Origin of the sequence: Actinoallomurus soli, from assembly GCF_024055715.1 — a bacterium.
In the GTDB taxonomy this organism is placed as follows: Bacteria; Actinomycetota; Actinomycetes; order Streptosporangiales; family Streptosporangiaceae; genus Actinoallomurus; species Actinoallomurus soli.
In genome coordinates, this window is the sequence record NZ_JAMXMV010000018.1 from 1 (window position 1) to 17118 (window position 17118).

Annotated in this window: 20 protein-coding genes, 1 rRNA gene and 2 pseudogenes; 12 read left to right on the plus strand and 11 right to left on the minus strand. The window is 71.6% G+C overall.

The window, feature by feature from the left end; translation table 11 throughout:
- Nucleotides 1–72 (plus strand): 5S ribosomal RNA (gene rrf, locus NDW01_RS44645); the annotation flags it as partial.
- 67 nt (nucleotides 73–139) lie between these two features.
- Here the strand turns inward: rrf and NDW01_RS32665 are convergent.
- Nucleotides 140–277, minus strand: coding sequence for a hypothetical protein (locus NDW01_RS32665; RefSeq protein ID WP_252828213.1), 138 nt, complete (start codon nucleotides 275–277; stop codon nucleotides 140–142).
- Nucleotides 278–384: 107 nt separating this feature from the next.
- Between NDW01_RS32665 and NDW01_RS32670 the strand changes: the two are divergent.
- A pseudogene (locus tag NDW01_RS32670) lies at nucleotides 385–588 on the plus strand (DUF397 domain-containing protein); the annotation flags it as partial.
- 145 nt (nucleotides 589–733) lie between these two features.
- Here the strand turns inward: NDW01_RS32670 and NDW01_RS32675 are convergent.
- Nucleotides 734–922 carry a hypothetical protein gene (locus NDW01_RS32675; RefSeq protein WP_252775567.1) on the minus strand — a complete coding sequence of 63 codons (189 nt, stop codon included), beginning with the start codon at nucleotides 920–922 and terminating at the stop codon, nucleotides 734–736.
- 271 nt (nucleotides 923–1193) lie between these two features.
- Nucleotides 1194–1997, minus strand: coding sequence for a histidinol-phosphatase (gene hisN / locus NDW01_RS32680; protein ID WP_252775568.1), 804 nt, complete (start codon nucleotides 1995–1997; stop codon nucleotides 1194–1196).
- 82 nt (nucleotides 1998–2079) lie between these two features.
- On the opposite strand from hisN, the gene NDW01_RS32685 reads away from it, so the two are divergent.
- Nucleotides 2080–2763 (plus strand): HAD family hydrolase, encoded by a 684-nt coding sequence (locus NDW01_RS32685; RefSeq protein ID WP_252828346.1) that lies wholly within the window; start codon nucleotides 2080–2082, stop codon nucleotides 2761–2763.
- An 82-nt stretch (nucleotides 2764–2845) separates the two neighbouring features.
- On the opposite strand, the pseudogene NDW01_RS32690 reads toward NDW01_RS32685, so the two are convergent.
- From NDW01_RS32690 to aroA, 4 genes and pseudogenes are all read right to left on the minus strand, one after another.
- A pseudogene (locus NDW01_RS32690) lies at nucleotides 2846–3550 on the minus strand (helix-turn-helix transcriptional regulator).
- Nucleotides 3547–3690, minus strand: a complete 144-nt coding sequence (locus NDW01_RS44050; RefSeq protein WP_308211833.1) for a hypothetical protein — start codon at nucleotides 3688–3690, stop codon at nucleotides 3547–3549. Before NDW01_RS44050 ends, NDW01_RS32690 begins: the two are co-directional and overlap by 4 nt.
- Before the next feature lie 206 nt (nucleotides 3691–3896).
- A complete protein-coding gene (gene rsgA / locus NDW01_RS32695; RefSeq protein ID WP_252828214.1) occupies nucleotides 3897–4922 on the minus strand; it encodes a ribosome small subunit-dependent GTPase A in 1026 nt (341 codons plus the stop codon).
- Between the two features lie 3 nt (nucleotides 4923–4925).
- A complete protein-coding gene (gene aroA / locus NDW01_RS32700; RefSeq protein WP_252828215.1) occupies nucleotides 4926–6182 on the minus strand; it encodes a 3-phosphoshikimate 1-carboxyvinyltransferase in 1257 nt (418 codons plus the stop codon).
- Nucleotides 6183–6495: 313 nt separating this feature from the next.
- Between aroA and NDW01_RS32705 the strand changes: the two genes are divergently transcribed.
- Complete coding sequence (locus NDW01_RS32705; protein WP_252828216.1) at nucleotides 6496–7161, plus strand: ATP-binding cassette domain-containing protein; 666 nt, start codon at nucleotides 6496–6498, stop codon at nucleotides 7159–7161.
- A gap of 48 nt (nucleotides 7162–7209) precedes the next feature.
- On the opposite strand, the gene NDW01_RS32710 is transcribed toward NDW01_RS32705, so the two are convergent.
- Nucleotides 7210–7767 (minus strand): DoxX family protein, encoded by a 558-nt coding sequence (locus NDW01_RS32710; protein WP_252775576.1) that lies wholly within the window; start codon nucleotides 7765–7767, stop codon nucleotides 7210–7212.
- Nucleotides 7768–7874: 107 nt separating this feature from the next.
- Between NDW01_RS32710 and NDW01_RS32715 the strand changes: the two genes are divergently transcribed.
- The gene (locus tag NDW01_RS32715) at nucleotides 7875–8597 is read left to right on the plus strand and encodes an SOS response-associated peptidase (RefSeq protein WP_252828217.1); all 723 of its coding nucleotides are present in this window, start codon (nucleotides 7875–7877) and stop codon (nucleotides 8595–8597) included.
- 21 nt (nucleotides 8598–8618) lie between these two features.
- Entirely contained in the window at nucleotides 8619–8951 is a 333-nt protein-coding gene (locus tag NDW01_RS32720; RefSeq protein ID WP_252775578.1) for a TraR/DksA family transcriptional regulator, read from the plus strand.
- 141 nt (nucleotides 8952–9092) lie between these two features.
- Here NDW01_RS32720 and NDW01_RS32725 read toward each other — a convergent pair whose 3' ends face one another.
- The gene (locus NDW01_RS32725; protein WP_252828218.1) at nucleotides 9093–9860 is read right to left on the minus strand and encodes a methyltransferase domain-containing protein; all 768 of its coding nucleotides are present in this window, start codon (nucleotides 9858–9860) and stop codon (nucleotides 9093–9095) included.
- Between the two features lie 265 nt (nucleotides 9861–10125).
- Between NDW01_RS32725 and NDW01_RS32730 the strand changes: the two genes are divergently transcribed.
- The 6 genes from NDW01_RS32730 to NDW01_RS32755 all read left to right on the plus strand — a co-directional run bounded on the left by NDW01_RS32730 (nucleotide 10126) and on the right by NDW01_RS32755 (nucleotide 15618).
- The gene (locus NDW01_RS32730) at nucleotides 10126–10725 is read left to right on the plus strand and encodes a sigma-70 family RNA polymerase sigma factor (RefSeq protein WP_308206815.1); all 600 of its coding nucleotides are present in this window, start codon (nucleotides 10126–10128) and stop codon (nucleotides 10723–10725) included.
- Nucleotides 10722–10988 carry a mycothiol system anti-sigma-R factor gene (gene rsrA, locus NDW01_RS32735; protein ID WP_252775581.1) on the plus strand — a complete coding sequence of 89 codons (267 nt, stop codon included), beginning with the start codon at nucleotides 10722–10724 and terminating at the stop codon, nucleotides 10986–10988. Before NDW01_RS32730 ends, rsrA begins: the two co-directional genes overlap by 4 nt.
- Nucleotides 10989–11213: 225 nt before the next feature.
- On the plus strand, nucleotides 11214–12554 hold the full coding sequence (locus NDW01_RS32740) for an HD-GYP domain-containing protein (protein WP_252828219.1): 1341 nt from the start codon (nucleotides 11214–11216) through the stop codon (nucleotides 12552–12554).
- 58 nt (nucleotides 12555–12612) lie between these two features.
- Nucleotides 12613–13881, plus strand: a complete 1269-nt coding sequence (locus NDW01_RS32745) for an HD-GYP domain-containing protein (protein ID WP_252828220.1) — start codon at nucleotides 12613–12615, stop codon at nucleotides 13879–13881.
- Between the two features lie 95 nt (nucleotides 13882–13976).
- Nucleotides 13977–15308 carry an acetyl-CoA carboxylase biotin carboxylase subunit gene (locus NDW01_RS32750; RefSeq protein ID WP_252828221.1) on the plus strand — a complete coding sequence of 444 codons (1332 nt, stop codon included), beginning with the start codon at nucleotides 13977–13979 and terminating at the stop codon, nucleotides 15306–15308.
- A 97-nt stretch (nucleotides 15309–15405) separates the two neighbouring features.
- Nucleotides 15406–15618: a biotin/lipoyl-binding carrier protein gene (locus tag NDW01_RS32755; protein ID WP_252775588.1), complete on the plus strand. Its 213-nt coding sequence runs from the start codon at nucleotides 15406–15408 to the stop codon at nucleotides 15616–15618.
- 55 nt (nucleotides 15619–15673) lie between these two features.
- On the opposite strand, the gene NDW01_RS32760 is transcribed toward NDW01_RS32755, so the two are convergent.
- Entirely contained in the window at nucleotides 15674–16066 is a 393-nt protein-coding gene (locus NDW01_RS32760) for a hypothetical protein (protein WP_252828222.1), read from the minus strand.
- Nucleotides 16067–16558: 492 nt separating this feature from the next.
- Nucleotides 16559–17110 carry a GNAT family N-acetyltransferase gene (locus NDW01_RS32765; protein WP_252828223.1) on the minus strand — a complete coding sequence of 184 codons (552 nt, stop codon included), beginning with the start codon at nucleotides 17108–17110 and terminating at the stop codon, nucleotides 16559–16561.
- Nucleotides 17111–17118: the final 8 nt, after the last annotated feature.

Below are 17118 nucleotides of genomic sequence, written 5' to 3' on the forward strand. Positions count from 1 at the left end.
CCGGTAGTTAAGCCCTTCAGCGCCGATGGTACTGCACTGGAGACGGTGTGGGAGAGTAGGACGCCGCCGGACACTTACATAGATCAGGAAAGCCCGCCAGGCTGACGCCGGCGGGCTTTCCTGCGTTTACCGGCCGATTTCAGGCGTCAAAACGACAATTTCTCGTGGTCGACGCTTCGGTCAGCGCCGAGCGATCATCGGCGGTGAAACCGCAGGTGATCTCCCGGTCGGCATTTTCAGGACCTTTCGCGTCCGCGCGTTCGGCGGCCTGCTGCATTCACCCGTTCGGGCCGGTCCGGAACTGCGAACAACGGGTTCGATACGGTCGGTGCCTGCTAGGTTTGAGCTGCGCCGTTCAGCAGGCGGCGCGTCAGCGGTCATTCGGCCGCCCGGGGAACTGAGGTGCGTGTGTCCAACGAGGGCCAGGGCGAGCGCGTCATCGCGGTTCGCGACAGCAAGGATCCTGACGGTCCCAAGCTGTTCTTCAGCGTGAGCGCATGGCGGGACTTCCTCAATCGCATCAAGGCCGGCGAATACGACCTGCCGGAGGACATGCGCGAGGGCCTCGACGAGCGTTTCGCCCGCTGACGGGCACACGGCATCGCTCGGCGGCCGGCCATCGCGCTCCTGACCGCGTACGAGGTCGCGCGCATCGACCCGGCGGCCGGTGCGGTCTCGACCGGCCGTGATCAAAGGACGACCGCGGCGCCCGCCGCGCGGGCGCCGAACCCTGTCAGCTCCCGATCCGCTTGCGGGCCTGCCCGCGCAGCCGCCGCCGCTGGGACGGGTCGAGCATCAGGTAACCGGCGATCGGCGCGGCGATGAGGCCGAGCACGATCAGCAGAGTCACCCACCAGGGCAGCAGCCACCAGGCGATCAGCGCCACGGCCACGCCGCCCACGACATATCCGGTGCGTCCCATGACAGTCTCCGTTCCGAGGGACTTCGCCTAAGGAACGAGTACCACCGCGATCGGTGTTCCGGGAAGCGCGATATATCTTGTCCCGGTGGGCGGCCCACGTGCTCCGAGGGCGCGCCCCGGCGTACGCGGCCGCGCGTGATCGACCACCGGTCATCGAGAGCAGCCGACCTTCATCGTTCCGATGGCGACGCCGACGCGACCGACCCGCCCCCGTGACCCCGGAACGCCGTGAGAAGCCCTCTCGCGGCTTCGTACGCCCGAGGACGCGGCTCTAGACCCGGAGGGTGAGCGGCCCGCCGCCCAGCTGCTCGAGGAGCTGGGCGTGGAGCAGGCCGTTGCTGCAGACGACGCTGCCGCCGTCGGGGCTGGGCACGCCGGACAGGTCGGTGAAGATCCCGCCCGCCTCCTCGACGATGATCTGCAGGGCCGCGACGTCCCACAGGGAGACCTCGGGCTCGGCCGAGGCGTCGACCGTGCCCTCGGCGACCATGACGTGCGACCAGAAGTCGCCGTACGCCCGAGTGCGCCACACCTTGCGGCCCAGGTCGAGGAACTTGTCGAGACGGCCCTGCTCCTCCCAGCCCGTCAGGCTCGAGTAGGAGAAGGAGGCGTCCGCGAGCTCCGTGACGCCCGAGACCCGGCAGCGCGTGGCCTTGGCGAGGCTGCGGCCGGTCCAGGCGCCGCCGCCCCGCGCGGCCCACCAGCGGCGGTTCAGCGCCGGGGCGGACACGAGCCCCACGACGACCTCATCGCCCTCCATGAGGGCGATGAGCGTGGCCCAGACGGGAACGCCGCGAACGTAGTTCTTCGTCGCGTCGATCGGGTCGATGACCCAGCAGCGGGGACCGTAGCCGGTACGGCCGTACTCCTCGCCGTGGATGGCGTCGCGCGGCCGGGCCCGCTTGAGCGTGTTGCGCAACGACTCCTCGACGAGCCGGTCGGCGTCGCTCACCGGGGTGAGGTCGGGTTTCGTCTCGACGCGCAGGTCGAGGGCCCGGAACCGGCGCGTGGACACATCGTCGGCCGCGTCCGCCATGACGTGTGCCAGCCGCAGGTCATCCGAATAGTCCGCCACGAAGGGCAACCGTATCGCGACAGAGCCCGTGGCAGACACACTGGACGGCGTGAACACCTCAATATCTTCCGAATCCCGGCCGATGCCCGAACCACCGACGCCGGCGCTGCTTTTCGATCTCGACGGCACGTTGATCGACAGTGTGTACCAGCATGTGATCGCCTGGCGTAACGCGCTGACCGTCGTGGGAATCGACCTGTCGGTGTGGCGGATCCACCGGCGCATCGGCATGAGCGGTGGTCTGTTCGTGTCGGCGCTGCTGCGCGAGACGGGGGTGTCGCTGACTCCGGCGGAGATCGAGGAGCTGCAGAGCCTGCATGCGCGGGCCTACCTCGAACAGGTCGATTCCGTACGGGCGCTGCCCGGCGCGGCCGACCTCCTCGGCTTCCTCACCGAGCGGGGCGTGCCGTGGGCCATCGCCACGAGCGGCCGGATGAAGACGGCGCATTCGGCGCTGGCGATGCTGGGGCTGCCGGAGGACACCCCGATGATCACCCGGGACATGGTGCGGTTCGCCAAGCCGGATCCGGACCTGTTCCTCGCCGCGGCGGCCCTGGTCGGGGTCGAACCGCGGCATGCGATGGTCGTCGGCGACAGCGTGTGGGACCTCCTCGCCGCCCGCCGCGCCGGAGCGCTCGGAATCGGCCTGCAGTCCGGTGGCTACGGCCGCGAGGAGCTCGAGCGGACGGGCGCCTTCCGCGTGTACACCGACCCCGCCGACATGCTGACGCGGATCGACGAGCTCGGCCTACGTCAGACGACCTGACGGATGGGGGCCGGCCGAGGCTTGTCCGCCGGCGGGGACGCCAGGGGAGCGCCGGGCCCGGACACGCGCGGGCCGGGCCCGGTCATCCGATCGGCGCCTCGGTGCTCCAGGAGGCCAGGAGGCGCAGGTTCGCCTCCGACGGGGAGCCCGCCTCCACGGTGTAGGTGACGAGGATCCGATCCGGGTCATCGGGCAGCCGGAACGACTCGTAGTCCAGGGTCAGCTCGCCGACCAGCGGGTGGTGCAGGACCTTACGACCGTTGCTCTTGTCCTTGACGTCGTGGTCCGCCCGCCATCGGCGGAAGTCCTCGCTCTTGACGGACAGCTCCCCGATGAGCGCCGCGAGCTCCGGGTCGTCTGGGTGCTCCCCGGCCTTCAGCCGCAGGTAGGCGACGGTCTCGCGCGCCTTGGCCGTCCAGTCGTCGAAGACCGCCTTGACGTCCTCGTTGAAGAAGATCAACCGGGCTCAGTTCCGCTGCGGCGGCGCGAGCGCGCCGAAGTCGGCGAACAGCGCCGCCGCGAGACGGCTCCAGGCGAGGATGTCGCCGCGCCGCCCGATGACGTACGCCGGGACGTCCGGGGCCATCTCCAGCAGCCGCAGCAGCCCGGGCCGTACACGCTCCGCCCGGGGCGGCCGGCGCCGGGACCGCGTGGGCTTGGCCAGGTTGCGGAGGTGCGCCCGCTGGGTCTCGTCCAGCCGGAGGGCGCGAGCCACGGCCTCCAGGATCTCCTCGGAGACGTTGACCGCCCGGCCCTGTTCGAGGCGCACGTAGTAGTCAACGCTCACCCCGGCTGCTGCGCCAGCTCCTCCCGGCGCAGCCCTGGAACGCGCCGGCGGCCGCCGTACGGGCGCAGGCCCACGTCCTCGGGCTGCAGCCGCGCCCGCCGGGTCCGCAGGAACTCCGTCAGCTCGGCCTTCTTGTCCATGCCGCCCTGTATCCGGGAGACCGTGGCGTTTCAGGGTGGCCCTGCCGGGCCCGGGCACGGTGGACCTCGGCCCGGCGTGCCCTGGGCACCCCGCTCGCTCGTCGGCTCGCCGCAGTGCTCACCGCCGCGCTCGCCTCCTCACTCGCTCCGCGACCGGCTCGTCCCTCACCGGCCGCTCCGCTCGCTCGTCGGCTCGCTGGGCGGGGTCAGTCGGTGTCGTCGCCCTCGCGGGCGGCCAGCAGGCGGCGCAGTGAGTCGAGGCGGGCCGCGTCGGCGTGGCCCGCGGCGACCCACGCGTCAAGGGCGCAGTCGGCCTGCAGGTGCGTGCAGTGCGGCGGGCACGCCGCGGCGCCCTCGACCAGGTCGGGGAAGGCACCCAGGATGTCGTCCGGTGTGACGTGGGCCAGGCCGAAGCTGCGCACGCCCGGGGTGTCGATGATCCAGCCCTCCGCGGAGGGCAGCTGCAGCGCGACCGCCGAGGACGACGTGTGCCGGCCGCGCCCGGTCACCGGGTTCACCTCGCTCACGGCGCGCTCGGCGTCGGGGACCAGGGCGTTCACCAAGGTCGACTTCCCGACGCCCGAGTGCCCGACGAGCACGCTCAGCCGCCCGGCCAGGCGCTCGTCCAGGTGGTCGACCGGCTCGTCCTTGCGCGTCACGACGTACGGGATGCCGAGCGGCGCGTACGTCTCCAGCAGCGGATCCGAGGGCGCGAGGTCGGCCTTGGTCAGGCACAGCAGCGGCTCCAGGCCCGCGTCGTACGCGGCGACCAGGCACCGGTCGATCATCCCCGGGCGGGGCGGCGGGTCGGCGAGCGCGGTGACGATCACGAGCTGGTCGGCGTTGGCGACGATCACGCGCTCGATCGGGTCCGTGTCGTCGGCGGTCCGGCGGAGCGTCGACGTGCGGGGCTCGATGCGGACCACCCGCGCGAGAGTGTCCGCCCGGCCGGACACGTCGCCGACCAAGCGCACGCGGTCGCCGACGACGACGCTCTTGCGGCCCAGCTCGCGGGCGCGCATCGCGATGACCGTACGGGGGCGGTCGCCCTTGCGGCCGGTGCCGTCGCCGTCACCGTCGATGAGACAGGTGTAGCGGCCGCGGTCCACCGCGGTCACGAACCCGCCGACGGAGTCCTCATGGGCCGGCCGCCGTCGGGTACGCGGCCGGGAGCCGCGTCCCGGCCGCACCCGAACGTCGTCCTCGTCGAGCCTCCCCCAGTCGCGCGCCATCGGTTACCGGAGCATCTCCGTCCAGAGCTCGCCGAACTCGGGGAGCGTCTTGCCGACGGTCGGGAGGTTCTCCACCTCCACGTCGGGCACGGCCAGGCCGAGGACCGCCCCGGCCATCACCATCCGGTGGTCGTCGTACGTGTGGAAGACGCCGCCGCGCAGCGGCTTCGGCCGGATCTCCAGGCCGTCGGGCAGCTCGCGGACGTCGCCGCCCAGACCGTTGATCTCCGTGGTGAGCGCGGCGAGGCGGTCGGTCTCGTGGCCGCGCATGTGGGCGATGCCGCGCAGCCGCGTGGGGCCGTCGGCCAGGGCGGCGAGGGCCGCGATCACGCAGGTGAGCTCGCTGACATCGCCGAGGTCGACGTCGATGCCGTGGATCCGGCCGCTGCCGCGCACGGTCAGGTCGCCCGCTTCGTACGTCGCCGAGCCGCCCATGTCGGCCAGCAGCTGACGCAGTGCGTCACCGGGCTGGGTGGTCTCGGCCGGCCAGCCGCGGACCGTCACCCGGCCGCCGGTCACCAGGGCGGCGGCGAGGAACGGTGCGGCGTTCGACAGGTCCGGCTCGATGTCGGCCTCCCCGCCGCGCAGGCCGCCCGGGTGGACCCGCCAGACGTCCGGGGCGCTCTCGACGGAGACACCGACGTCGGTCAGCATCCGCATGGTCATCGCCAGGTGCGCGGCCGACGGCACCGGCGGCCCTTCGTGGCGGACCTCGATCCCCTTGGCGTAGCGCGGGGCGGCCAGCAGCAGGCCGGAGACGAACTGCGACGAGCCCGACGCGTCGATCGTGACCGAACCGCCGGGCACCGCGCCGGTGCCGCGTACGGCGAAGGGGAGCGCGTCCCCCTCCACCTCCACGCCGAGCGCGCGCAGGGCGGCCAGGATGGGGCCCATCGGCCGCTTGCGGGCGTGCGGATCGCCGTCGAAGGACACCGTGCCGCTCGCCAGCGCCGCGACCGGAGGAACGAACCGCATCACCGTGCCGGCGAGCCCGACGTCGAGGGTCGCCGGGCCGCGCAACTCGCCCGGGGTGACGCGCCAGGCGCCCTCCTCCGCCTCGTCGACGGCCATGCCCAGCGATCGCAGGGCGCCCGCCATGAGGAGCGTGTCGCGGCTGCGCAGGGGCCGCCGGATCAGCGAGGGCTCGTCGGCCAGCGCCGCGAGGACCAGCGCGCGGTTGGTCATCGACTTGGACCCCGGCAGCGCGACGACGGCGTCGACCGGCCCGTCGGCGGCAGGTGCGGACCACAGAGGATGCATGACTGAAGGGTACCGGTCGCGGCCGTGGCGAACGGCGCGTAAAGCACCGGTTCCAAGACCGCCGCGAGAGGGGAATGCGCCGGTAGATCTCGCGGCGGCGGCCCTGACCGGTCGCTACGTTGACGGCAGCCGACCGACACGCGGACCGGCGGCCGGGCCGACACCGGGGACGGCGGACGAATCGGCACGCGGACCGGCGGCCGGATCGAGGCCGGGGACGGCGGCCGGAACGAGATGACAGCAGGGGAGGATCGTGGACGCATCGCCACGGTCACGCCGGGCGCGGCGTGCGCCGGCCGGCACGGACACGCCCGTGGCCGGACGGCGATCGGCGCCGCTCCCCCCGGGACCGTACGAACTGCGCCTCGCCGACCTGCGGACCCGCTGGCCGGGCGGGGAGGTCATCGGCTTCGGCGACGCGGATCTACTGCTGCCTCAGGGACGCCGGGTCGCGCTGCTGGGCCGCAGCCGTGTGGGCGCCTCGGCGCTGGCGGCCGTACTGCTGGGGTTCCTGGACTACCAGGGCGTCGCCACTCTGAACGACGTGCAGCTTCGCGATCTCGCCGACGAGGACGTCCGGGGGGTCATCGGGCTGTGCGCGCACGACGCCCACCTCTTCGACACGACGATCGCCGAGAACGTCCGGGTCGCCCGGCCGGACGCCACGGACGAGGACGTCGCCCGCGCGCTGCGCGAGGCGGGGGTCGACCTGTCGCCCGACACCCGTGTGGACGATCAGAGCGTGGTGGTCGGCGCCGGACGCCGGCGCATCGCCCTGGCCCGCGCCCTCCTGGCCGACCTGCCGATCCTCATCCTCGACGAGCCGGACACCGGCTCCGAGGATCCCGGCGCGGACGCCGCGCTGGCCGGGCTGATCGCCGCGGCCGAGGGCCGTACGCTGCTGCTGATCATGCATCGTACGGTCCTGCCGGGGGCCGCGCCGATCCTCCGCCACGTCGACGAGGTCCTGGAGATCTGACCGTTCGCGAGCGCGACGTCGCGGCGGGCGGCCCCGGCGCGACCGATGTCAGTGTCCGACCTTCGCGGCCTTCTTACGGGTGCTCGACACGCGCTTGGCGGCCTTGCGCCGTGCGCGCTCGGCCTTGCGGCTCGCCTCCGACCGGGCGAGCGCCGCCTGCAGCTTCGCCTCGTGCGCGCCCGCGCGGGCCGCCTTCACCGGGCGGTACTTGCTCGGCGCCGTCGCGGCGACGAGCAGCGCCCCGAACAGCCCGGCGGTCTTGAAGAACTGGGACCGCTCCGCGGCGCGGCGCTCCGGGTCGTCCTCGGCCCAGAACCGGTGCTCGGCCAGGAGACTCGGGACGAGCTGGCCGGCGAGCACGAGCGTCGACAGCCGCTGGAACCGGCCCAGGGCCAGCAGCGCGCCGGTGCCGAGGGACAGCGCCCCCTGCAGCCGTACGAGCGACTCGGGATCCTTGGTGGGGAGCCAGGACACACGGTCGGCGAGGGGTTTGATCACGGGGGCGATCTTCTCGGCACGGGTGCCGGGATCGCGCAGCGTCTCGATGCCCGTCACGACGAACGGCGCCGCCATGAGGGGACGAGCGAGAGTCCTGATGGGTTGCATGACTCCCGTCATGCCCACCGTACGCGCGAACAAGCCCCCCTCTTTGGCAAGCTTGGCGGGTCCGGCGCGCGATGCGCCGTACGGACGGGAAGGGGATGCGCGGAGCCATGTGCGGGCGGTATTCCACGACGCGTGGGCGCGACGAGATCATCGACGCCTTCGACGTCGAGCGCGACACGACCGACGCGCTCGAACCCGACTACAACGTAGCGCCGACCAAGCCGGTGCCGATGATCATGACGCGGGACGTCCGCGAGCTCCACGTGGCGCGCTGGGGGCTGGTGCCGTTCTGGGCCAAGGATCCGGCGATCGGCTCCCGGATGATCAACGCGCGGGTCGAGACGGTGCACGAGAAGCCCGCCTTCCGGCGCGCCTTCGCCCGGCGGCGCTGTCTGCTGCCCGCCGACGGCTACTACGAGTGGTACACGCGTGAGGAGGGCGGCAAGCAGCCGTTCTTCATCCGGCCCTCCGACGGAGGCATGCTCGCGATGGCCGGCCTGTACGAGATCTGGCGTCCCTCCGAAGAAGCGCCGGAGGAGGAGTGGCTGTTGACCTGCACGGTCATCACCACGGAGGCGAGCGACGACGTGGGCCGCATCCACGAGCGGATGCCGATGCTGGTCGAGCCCGAGCGGTTCGGCGCGTGGCTCGATCCGGAGCTGACCGCCCCGGAAGAGGTCCGTTCCCTGCTGGTGCCCGCCGCCGCGGGCCGGCTGGAGGCCTATCCCGTTTCCACGGCAGTGAACAAAGTCCGAAATAACGGGCCTGAACTGGTCAAACCGCTGTCCGATATGGGTATCTCTTCCGGCGAGAGCCCCACGCTGTTCTGACCGCCTCGCCGGGAGGTACGCATGGTCGTGGACACGGCGCAGAGGCGCCTGGAGGACATGCTCGCCGATCTTGATCAGGCGATCGCCGTCCTGCGGAGCGAACATCCGGAGGCCGACCAGCACACCGCCGACGCCGGCGCGAGCCTGTCGGCCACCGACCGGGCGGAGGCCGCGCTGGACGCCATGCGCCGCGAGCGCGCCGAGGTGCTGGCCGCTCTCGCCCGGGCCCGTGCGGGCACCTACGGCAAGTGCGTCGACTGCGGCCAGCCGGTCCCGGAGGGCCGGCTGGAGGCACGGCCCGCCGCCGCCCGCTGCGTGACGTGCCAGGCCAAGCACGACCGCTTCCGGCGCTGACCGGCCCCGGGAGCTCCCGGGGCCGGCGCTGACCGGCCTCGAGAGTCGCCGGTCTTCCCCGCGGAAGGATCCCGGGAGCTCTCGATCTCGCGGCGGCCGCAGGGTCTCGGGAGCTCCCGGTATTCCGGCGCTGGAACGGCCTCAGGGGCTCTTGATCGCGCTCGCGACCAGGTGGATGCCGACCGGCTCGTCGCCGAGCGGCGCCGTCAGCTCCGCGCGGACCAGGCGCGGGAGCGCCTGAGGACTCGTGGTCAGGACGTGCTCGACCGTCGAGGGCGACAGGGTCGTCCGCGGCCTGATCCACTCCAGCTCCAGCCCGCTGTCGGTGAGCAGCTCCCGGAGCTGCTCGGCGCCGAAGCAGCGGGTGATCGAGCCGTCCGGCCAGGGCACGAGGACGACCTCGGAGCGGGGCACGTCCGACAGGTGCGCCCAGAAGTTCTGCTCGGCGAGGATGGCCATGCCGAGCACGAGCGAGTCGACGCACATCAGCACCCGGCCGCCCGGCCGGAGCACCCGCGCGATCTCCGCCACGACGTTCTCGGTGACGAGGTGCCGGGACAGCACCCGCCCTTCGGCGACCACGGCGTCGAAGGAGCCGTCGGCGAGGAATCCGAGCGAGGCGGGATCGGCCACCACCGGTTGTACCCGCCGCGAGCGCGGCCCGCTGCGCGGTGTCTCCCGGACCTCGACGACCGTGTGGCCCGCCGCGGCCGCCTGCGGCGCGCACCGTGCCTGCGGACCCGACAGGTCCAGGACACGGGACGGCCGGCGCGGGAGCCAGCGGGAGAGTTGGGCGGCGGCGACGGCCCAGTAGAAGGTCCAGTAGCTCGCGAGCGACTCGGACTCGGACTCGCCGACAGCGGGATGCTTCGCCGGAATCGACAGCACGGCGGCTCCTCGGGGATGCATTTATCCCAATCCTTCCCTGTCGGCGGCATGGCTTCACCCGTTGTCACTGGTGACCGAGCATTCCTCTTTCCCGGGAATCTCGCGGCCATGCGAGGTGTTGCACTGCGTCATAACGGTCAGTGACATGGATTAGTTCGAGGTGACGATGAGCCTTCTGCTCGCGGACCGTCGGCAGGCCTCGCCGGCGGACCCGCTATCGTCTGGTGCGTACGGTTTCGATGCCGACGCCGGCCGGACGGAGGAGGTGGGTCAGGTTTCCGAGGCAGTGGAGACTCTGGAGGAGCGGACGAGGCGCTTCGAGCGCGACGTCCTGCCGTTCCTCGACCAGCTCTACTCGGCCGCGCTGCGGATGACGCGGAACCCGGCCGACGCCGAGGACCTGGTTCAGGAGACGTTCGCGAAGGCCTTCGGTTCCTTCCACCAGTTCCAGGAGGGCACGAACCTCAAGGCCTGGCTCTACCGGATCCTCACCAACACGTTCATCAACTCCTACCGCAAGAAGCAGCGGGAGCCGAAGCAGTCCGCCGCCGAGGAGATCGAGGACTGGCAGCTCGCGCGCGCCGAGTCCCACACCTCGAGCGGGCTGAAGTCGGCGGAGTCCGAGGCGCTGGAGCACCTGCCCGACTCCGACGTCAAGACGGCCCTGCAGGCGCTGCCCGAGGACTTCCGCATGGCGGTCTACTTCGCCGACGTCGAGGGCTTCTCGTACAAGGAGATCGCCGACATCATGGGCACTCCTATCGGTACGGTGATGTCCCGGTTGCATCGGGGCAGACGTCAGCTGCGGACGATGCTCGAGGACTACGCGCGTGAGCACGGCCTCGCCCGCGCGAACGGCGGCCAGCGTAGGGAGGACCAGTCATGAGCTGCGGCAAGCCGCACGAGACCCCCTGCTCTGAGGTGCTGGGCCGGATCTACGACTATCTCGACGGTGAGCTGGACCAGGGCGGATGCTCCGACATCAAGCAGCACCTCGACGAGTGCGGGCCCTGCCTGAAGGAGTACGGCCTGGAAGAGGCCGTCAAGAAGCTCGTGCACCGCTCGTGCGGGTGCGACCCGGTGCCGCAGGACCTGAGGGCGAAGGTCATGGGGCGCATCGAGCAGGTCCGCTCCTCACTGACCGAGTAAGGCGGATCAGGACCGTAGGTGACGATTGGTTCACGCTTCGCTCACGTTTCAGCGGGCGTCTGCGTGACCTGCCGCAGTCGGGTTAGGCTTACCCCCGATCATTCGGGCATCGTCGAGTCGTAGCCGGGCTGCCGCACCGCCAGGTGCCCAGGCTCGACAGGGGAGGCAGAAACACATGCGAGTAGGCGTGTCCTGGGCTTAGCCCATTACCTCGTGGGGGCGGCATTGCGTGGACTACCCCTGGCCGCATGGGCTTACGTCTGTACGGTCGTCGCGCTCGGCACCTCATGCATCGCACTCTCGTCCTTCGACGGCATCGACTGGACGACACTCGCGGTGCTGGCGGTGCTCTCCGTTATCTGCGAGTCGGTGCCGGCGCTGCTCAGCAGCGCCAGCGCCCGCGTCTCGCTGAGCTACTCGGCCGGCCTGGCCTCGGTCGTGCTCCTCGGCCCCGTCGGCGCCGCCCTGGTGGGCGCGTCCGCCGTCGTCACCGGCCGGCGTGACGTCGCCCTCGTCAAGAGGGTCTTCAACGGCGCGCAGTTCGCGCTCTCCGGCTACCTCGCGGGCGTCGTCTACCGCGCCGCGGGAGGCACGGTCGGCCGGCCGAGCGACGGCTCGTTCCCCGCGATCATCCCGCCGTACGTCGCGGCGCTGGTGACCTACGTCGCGGTCAACCTCGGCCTGATCGCCATCATCCTGGTGCTGATCAAGCAGGCGCCCATGTGGGGGTTCCGCTGGGGGCCCGTCGGGCAACTGACGATCGGGCAGCTGGCCTACGGCATGTTCGGCCTGCTGATCGCCGCGCCCTGGAGGGTCGTCGGTCCGTTCTCCGCGGTGCTGGTGCTGCTGCCGATGTTCATCGCCCGGTGGGCCCTTGAACAGACCCAGGCGCAGCAGGAGGCCCAGGCCGCCACCATCGCGGCGCTGTGCCAGGCGGTGGAGACCAAGGACTACTACACGCGCGGCCACAGCGAGCGGGTCTCCCGCGGCGCGGCGATGATCGCCCGGGAGATCGGGATGCGGCCCGACCGGGTCGGCGCGGTCCGGTACGCCGGCATGCTCCACGACGTCGGCAAGCTCGGCGTGCCGACGAAGGTGCTGCAGAAGTCCGGCGCCCTGACCGAGGAGGAGTTCGCCGCGATCCAGCTGCACCCGATGCGCGGCCTGGAGATCGTCCGTGACATCGGGTTCCTCGACGAGGCCCTGGCGGGGATCATGCACCACCACGAGCGGATGGACGGCACCGGGTATCCCATGGGCCTGGCCGGGTCGGAGATCCCCGAGTTCGCCCGGGTGATCTCGGTGGCGGACGCGTTCGACTCGATGACCTCCACCCGGTCCTACCGCCCCGCCATGTCGAACGAGGCCGGCATGGCCGAGCTGCGGCGCTGCGCGGGCACCCACTTCGATCCGGCGCTGGTCGACGCGTTCGTCACCGCGGTGGAGCGCGACGGCTGGACCCGGCCCGACCCGGTCGCCCCGCCCGAGGGCGAGGAGACGGCTCAGCAGGACCACGACGACCCGAGCGTGCCGCTGCGCGTCGCCGGTGAAGGCGTCCGCTCGTGACCGCAGGCCGAGAGGCCCCTATCGCCGGCCGGGAGGCCCCAATGAGGACGAGGCGCCCATGACCGCGCCGGCGCCCGTACGCCGGCGCACCATCGGCCAGGCGCTCGACTCCGCGCAGCTCCTCCTGAGCGCGGTCGCCGGGCTGCTCGTCATCGGCTCGGTCACCCAGGTCGCCGCGGTCGGCGTCGTCGACTCCCGTACCGCCGTGCTGTTCGGCGCGCTGATCGCGGTGGGCGAGCTGCTGCGCATGAACGTTCCCGGCAACCGGGAGGTCGCGCCGATCGCCAGCGCGGGCGCCCTCGGGTACGCGCTCCTGCTGAAGGTCGGCGCCGAGTCCGCCGCCCACTCGGCGTTCCAGGTCGTGACCGTCACCGCCTGCGGCACCCTCGCCGGCGCGCTGCCGCACATCGCGGTGGGCCGGATGCCCAAGCTCGACGCGCTGTCCCGGCGGATCCTCACCCCCTCGGTGGTGGCCTTCATCTTCCGGCCGATCATGGACTCGTCACTGCGCGAGCACTGGCCGGCGCTGATCACCGTGATGGTGCTGACGGTGATCCTGTCCTGCGTCATCGACATCAGCGTCGCGGCGGTGATCCGGACGGAGGCCGTACGCGCGCGGTTCGGCATCGCGCTCGGCGACGAGATCCAGGCCATGGGGCCGCTGTGCGCGGCCTCCGGCGCGACGGGCATGCTCCTCGCCGTCAGCACGTTCGTCATGGGCCCGGCCGCGCTGCTCGTCTTCACCGCGCCGATCCTCGTCACCCAGGTCGCCTTCCGGCGGTTCGCCGGCATCCGGGCGACCTACCTGCAGACCGTCCGCGCCCTGTCCCAGGTCACCGAGGTCGGCGGGTACGTCGAGGCGGGGCACTCCCGGCGCGTCAGCCGGCTCGCCGTCGCGATGGGCCGGGAGCTCGGGATGACCGAGGAGGAGCTCCTCGAACTGGAGTACGCCGCGCTGATGCACGACATCGGGCAGCTCTCGCTGCGCGACCCGATCCCCGGCGGCGCGACCGTCCTCGCCTCCCCCCAGGAACAGCGCCGCATCGCCGAGCTCGGCGCCGGCGTGATCACCAAGACGGGTGTCCTCGACGAGGTCGCCGAGATCGTACGCCGACAGTCCGACCCGTACCGCGTCAGCGACGGATCGGCGCCACCCCTCGCGAGCCGTGTCATCAAGGTGGCGAACGCCTACGATGATCTCGTCGGCGACTCGGCCGACCGCGATCGGGCGGCGGCCGTGCTGGAGCGGCTGCGCCTCGACTCGGCGGCGGAGTACGACCCCACGGTGATCGAGGCCCTCGGCCACGCTGTCGACCGCATGCGGTGACAAGTCGACCCCACGGGTTTTTGTCGCCGCGCGCGACGGTACATCGGGCATCGCATGGTTATTCTCGCTGGGCCGAGTGCGAATGAGGAGGATCGGTGTTCGAGTCCGTATTGGTGGCCAACCGCGGAGAGATCGCCCGACGGGTGATCCGTACGGTGCGCGCCCTGGGGATCAAGGCCGTCGCGGTCCACTCGGAGGCCGACGCCGACCTCCCGTACGTCGACGAGGCGGACGAGGCGATCCTCATCGGCCCCGCCCAGCCCGCGCAGAGCTACCTCGACATCGACGCGGTGATGGAGGCGGCCAAGCGCACCAACGCGCAGGCGATCCACCCCGGGTACGGCTTCCTCGCCGAGAACGCCGCGTTCGCCGAGCGGGTGATCGCCGAAGGGCTGGTCTGGATCGGCCCGCCGCCCGAGGCGATCGCCGCGATGGGCGACAAGATCAACGCGCGCAACCTCATGGAGAAGGCCGGCGTTCCGGTCGCGTCCGGCACCCGTGAGCCCGTCCCCGACGCCGACGCGGCGGTCGCCGCGGGCATCGGCTACCCCGTCATGGTCAAGGCGGCCGGCGGGGGCGGCGGCATCGGGATGAGCGTCGCCCGCGACGAGGCGGAGCTGCGCAAGGCATACGAGACGGCGCGTACCCGCGCCGAGCGGTTCTTCGGCAACCCGGACATCCTGCTGGAGCGGTACATCGAGCACGCCCGGCACGTCGAGGTGCAGATCCTCGGCCTGGCCGACGGCACGGTCGTGGCGCTGGGGGAGCGCGATTGCTCCGTGCAGCGCCGGCACCAGAAGATCGTCGAGGAGACCCCGTCGCCCGGCGTCGGCCCGGAGCTGCGCGCCCGCATGCTCGCCGCCGCCGTACGCGCCGGTGAGGCCGTCGGCTACCGGGGCGCGGGCACGGTCGAGTGCCTGGTCGACCCCGTCGCGCAGGACTTCGTGTTCCTGGAGATGAACACCCGCCTCCAGGTCGAGCACCCGATCACCGAGCTCGTCACCGGCCTGGACCTGGTCGAACAGCAGCTGCTGATCGCCGCCGGGGAGCCGATCTCCTTCACGTCCGTCCAGCCGCAGGGGCACGCGATCGAGTTCCGCGTGTACGCGGAGGACCCGAAGCGCTTCCTGCCCAGCCCGGGCCCGATCACCGTCTGGGAGGAGCCGGCCGGCGAGGTCGTCCGCGTCGACTCGGGCTACCGCGCGGGCAACACGGTCACTCCGTTCTACGACCCGCTGCTGGCCAAGCTGTGCGTGTACGGCCCGGACCGGGCCCAGGCCCTCGCCGCCGCCCGCAAGGCGGTCGCGGAGTTCCGGATCGAGGGTCTCAAGACCAACCTGCCGTTCTTCACCGAGCTGCTGGACGACCCGGGCTTCACCGCCGGCGAGTACGACACCGGTCTCGTGGACCGGATGCGAGCCCGGTGACGGGCCGTACGGCACACTGCGAAGACGCGAACGAGAGCCTTCGTCCGATGGGTAACGTGCGTCCGGCGTACGCCGGCGTTTGAGGAGAGGAGCCGCAGTGGCCGAGGTCCGCGCGGAAATGGTGGCGAACGTCTGGAAGGTGCTCGTCAGCGAGGGTGACCAGGTCGAGGAGGGCGACACCCTCGTCATCCTGGAGTCGATGAAGATGGAGATCCCGGTGCTCACCGAGGACTCCGGCACCATCTCCAGCCTGAAGGTCGCCGAGGGCGACGTCATCCAGGAAGGCGACCTGATCGCCGTCATCGACTGACCCCGCGGCGGTGAGCTCGCCGTCACCGAGACCTCCGCACGCCTGGACGGCGCGCTCAGCGGTCGGCGTCCCCGCCGGTGCGCCTGCGCGCCACCGGGATGCGTTCAGCGCGCGGCAACCGAGGTGCCGGTGGCCGCGGGCCTGGTCGCCGGGAGACGACAGCCGTCACGGTGCTGTTCCGCTCGATCCACGCGGCCGCGTGTGGGCAGATGGCCGATGCCACGAAGATCAGGTCCGCGTGGTCGGCCGCCAGGTCGCGGCGGTGGATCGGCTCATGATGAGCCAGGCGATTCCGCAGCAGATGGAGCCGGGCGACCCGGTCGGCGACCTCCCGGCGCCTCTGCGGCCGTAGCTCGGGAAAGGCGTGCCGGAGCGCCGGTGTCCAGAGACTCTGCTCGTACCGGGCGCTCAGTAGGTAGCGCCAGAATCCGAAGCCGAGCTCGGACACCATCCGTCCTGGGGTGATCGGACGTCGGAGGCGCTTGATCCGTCGTCGTGCGTCAGCGATGTCCGCCTGTCGATGCATCTCGAAGACGCCGAGAGGATCGTCGTACCAGGCTCTCGGTAGCCCTTGTTTCCTGTGCCAGGAGGTGAGTTCCCTATGAAGAGCGTTGCGGAGGACGACCTCGAAGCCCTGGAGAGAGGCGAACAGCGCCGCGCTGGCCTCGGTATTCCACTCGTAGGGGGCGAGGCTGCCGGTGTGGTGGCCTCCGGTCACTGCGTCGTATGACGAAGGCGTTCTTCCGTGAGCCGGTTACGCAGAGTTTTCATCCATGTGGGACTGGTGACATCGACCACTGTCGGCTATCCTTCAGCGGAACACCCCGGATGGCCTCTGCATCGCAAGCCACCGGGGTTACTGTTTTCGTGACCTCCTTATTGCTGGCAGTGACGTTCCGGTCGCGCAGCCGTTCGAGTCGAGAGGGACGGCGAGGCCGGGTCAGAGGGCCAGGGCGTAGGTGAGGAGCTCGGCGCCCGGGGTGGGGCTCCAGTCGCGGTCCGGGGTGCGGACGAAGCCGAGCCTGCGGTAGATCCGGTGGGCGGCGTGCATGACCGGCTCGGTCGACAGGCGCAGCGTCGTGCAGCCGTCCTCGCGGGCCCGGCGGATGCAGTATCTGACCAGGGCCTCGCCGAGGCCCAGCCCGCGCGCCATCGGGTTGACCGCGAGCATGCGGAACTCCGCCTCCTTCGGTCCGGCCAGCTGGGCCCAGGCGCTGTCGTGCCGGCAGTAGGTCACGGTGCCGATCGGCTCGCCGCCCCGTGCCGCGACGACCAACTCGGCATCGCGGGCGCGGGAGGCGGCGTCGCGCAGGTAGGGGACGTAGCTTCCGTTCGGGCTGATGTATCCGGCGGCGACGTAGACCGTCGCGGTGAGCTCGCCGACCGCACGCAGCTCCTCGGGGCGGGCGACGCGGATCTCGATGCCGGCCGGCGTCCCGGGTGCGGGCGGTTCCCCCGGTGAACCCAGCACCGGAGGCTTCTCCTGGCTCACGAAGGAAG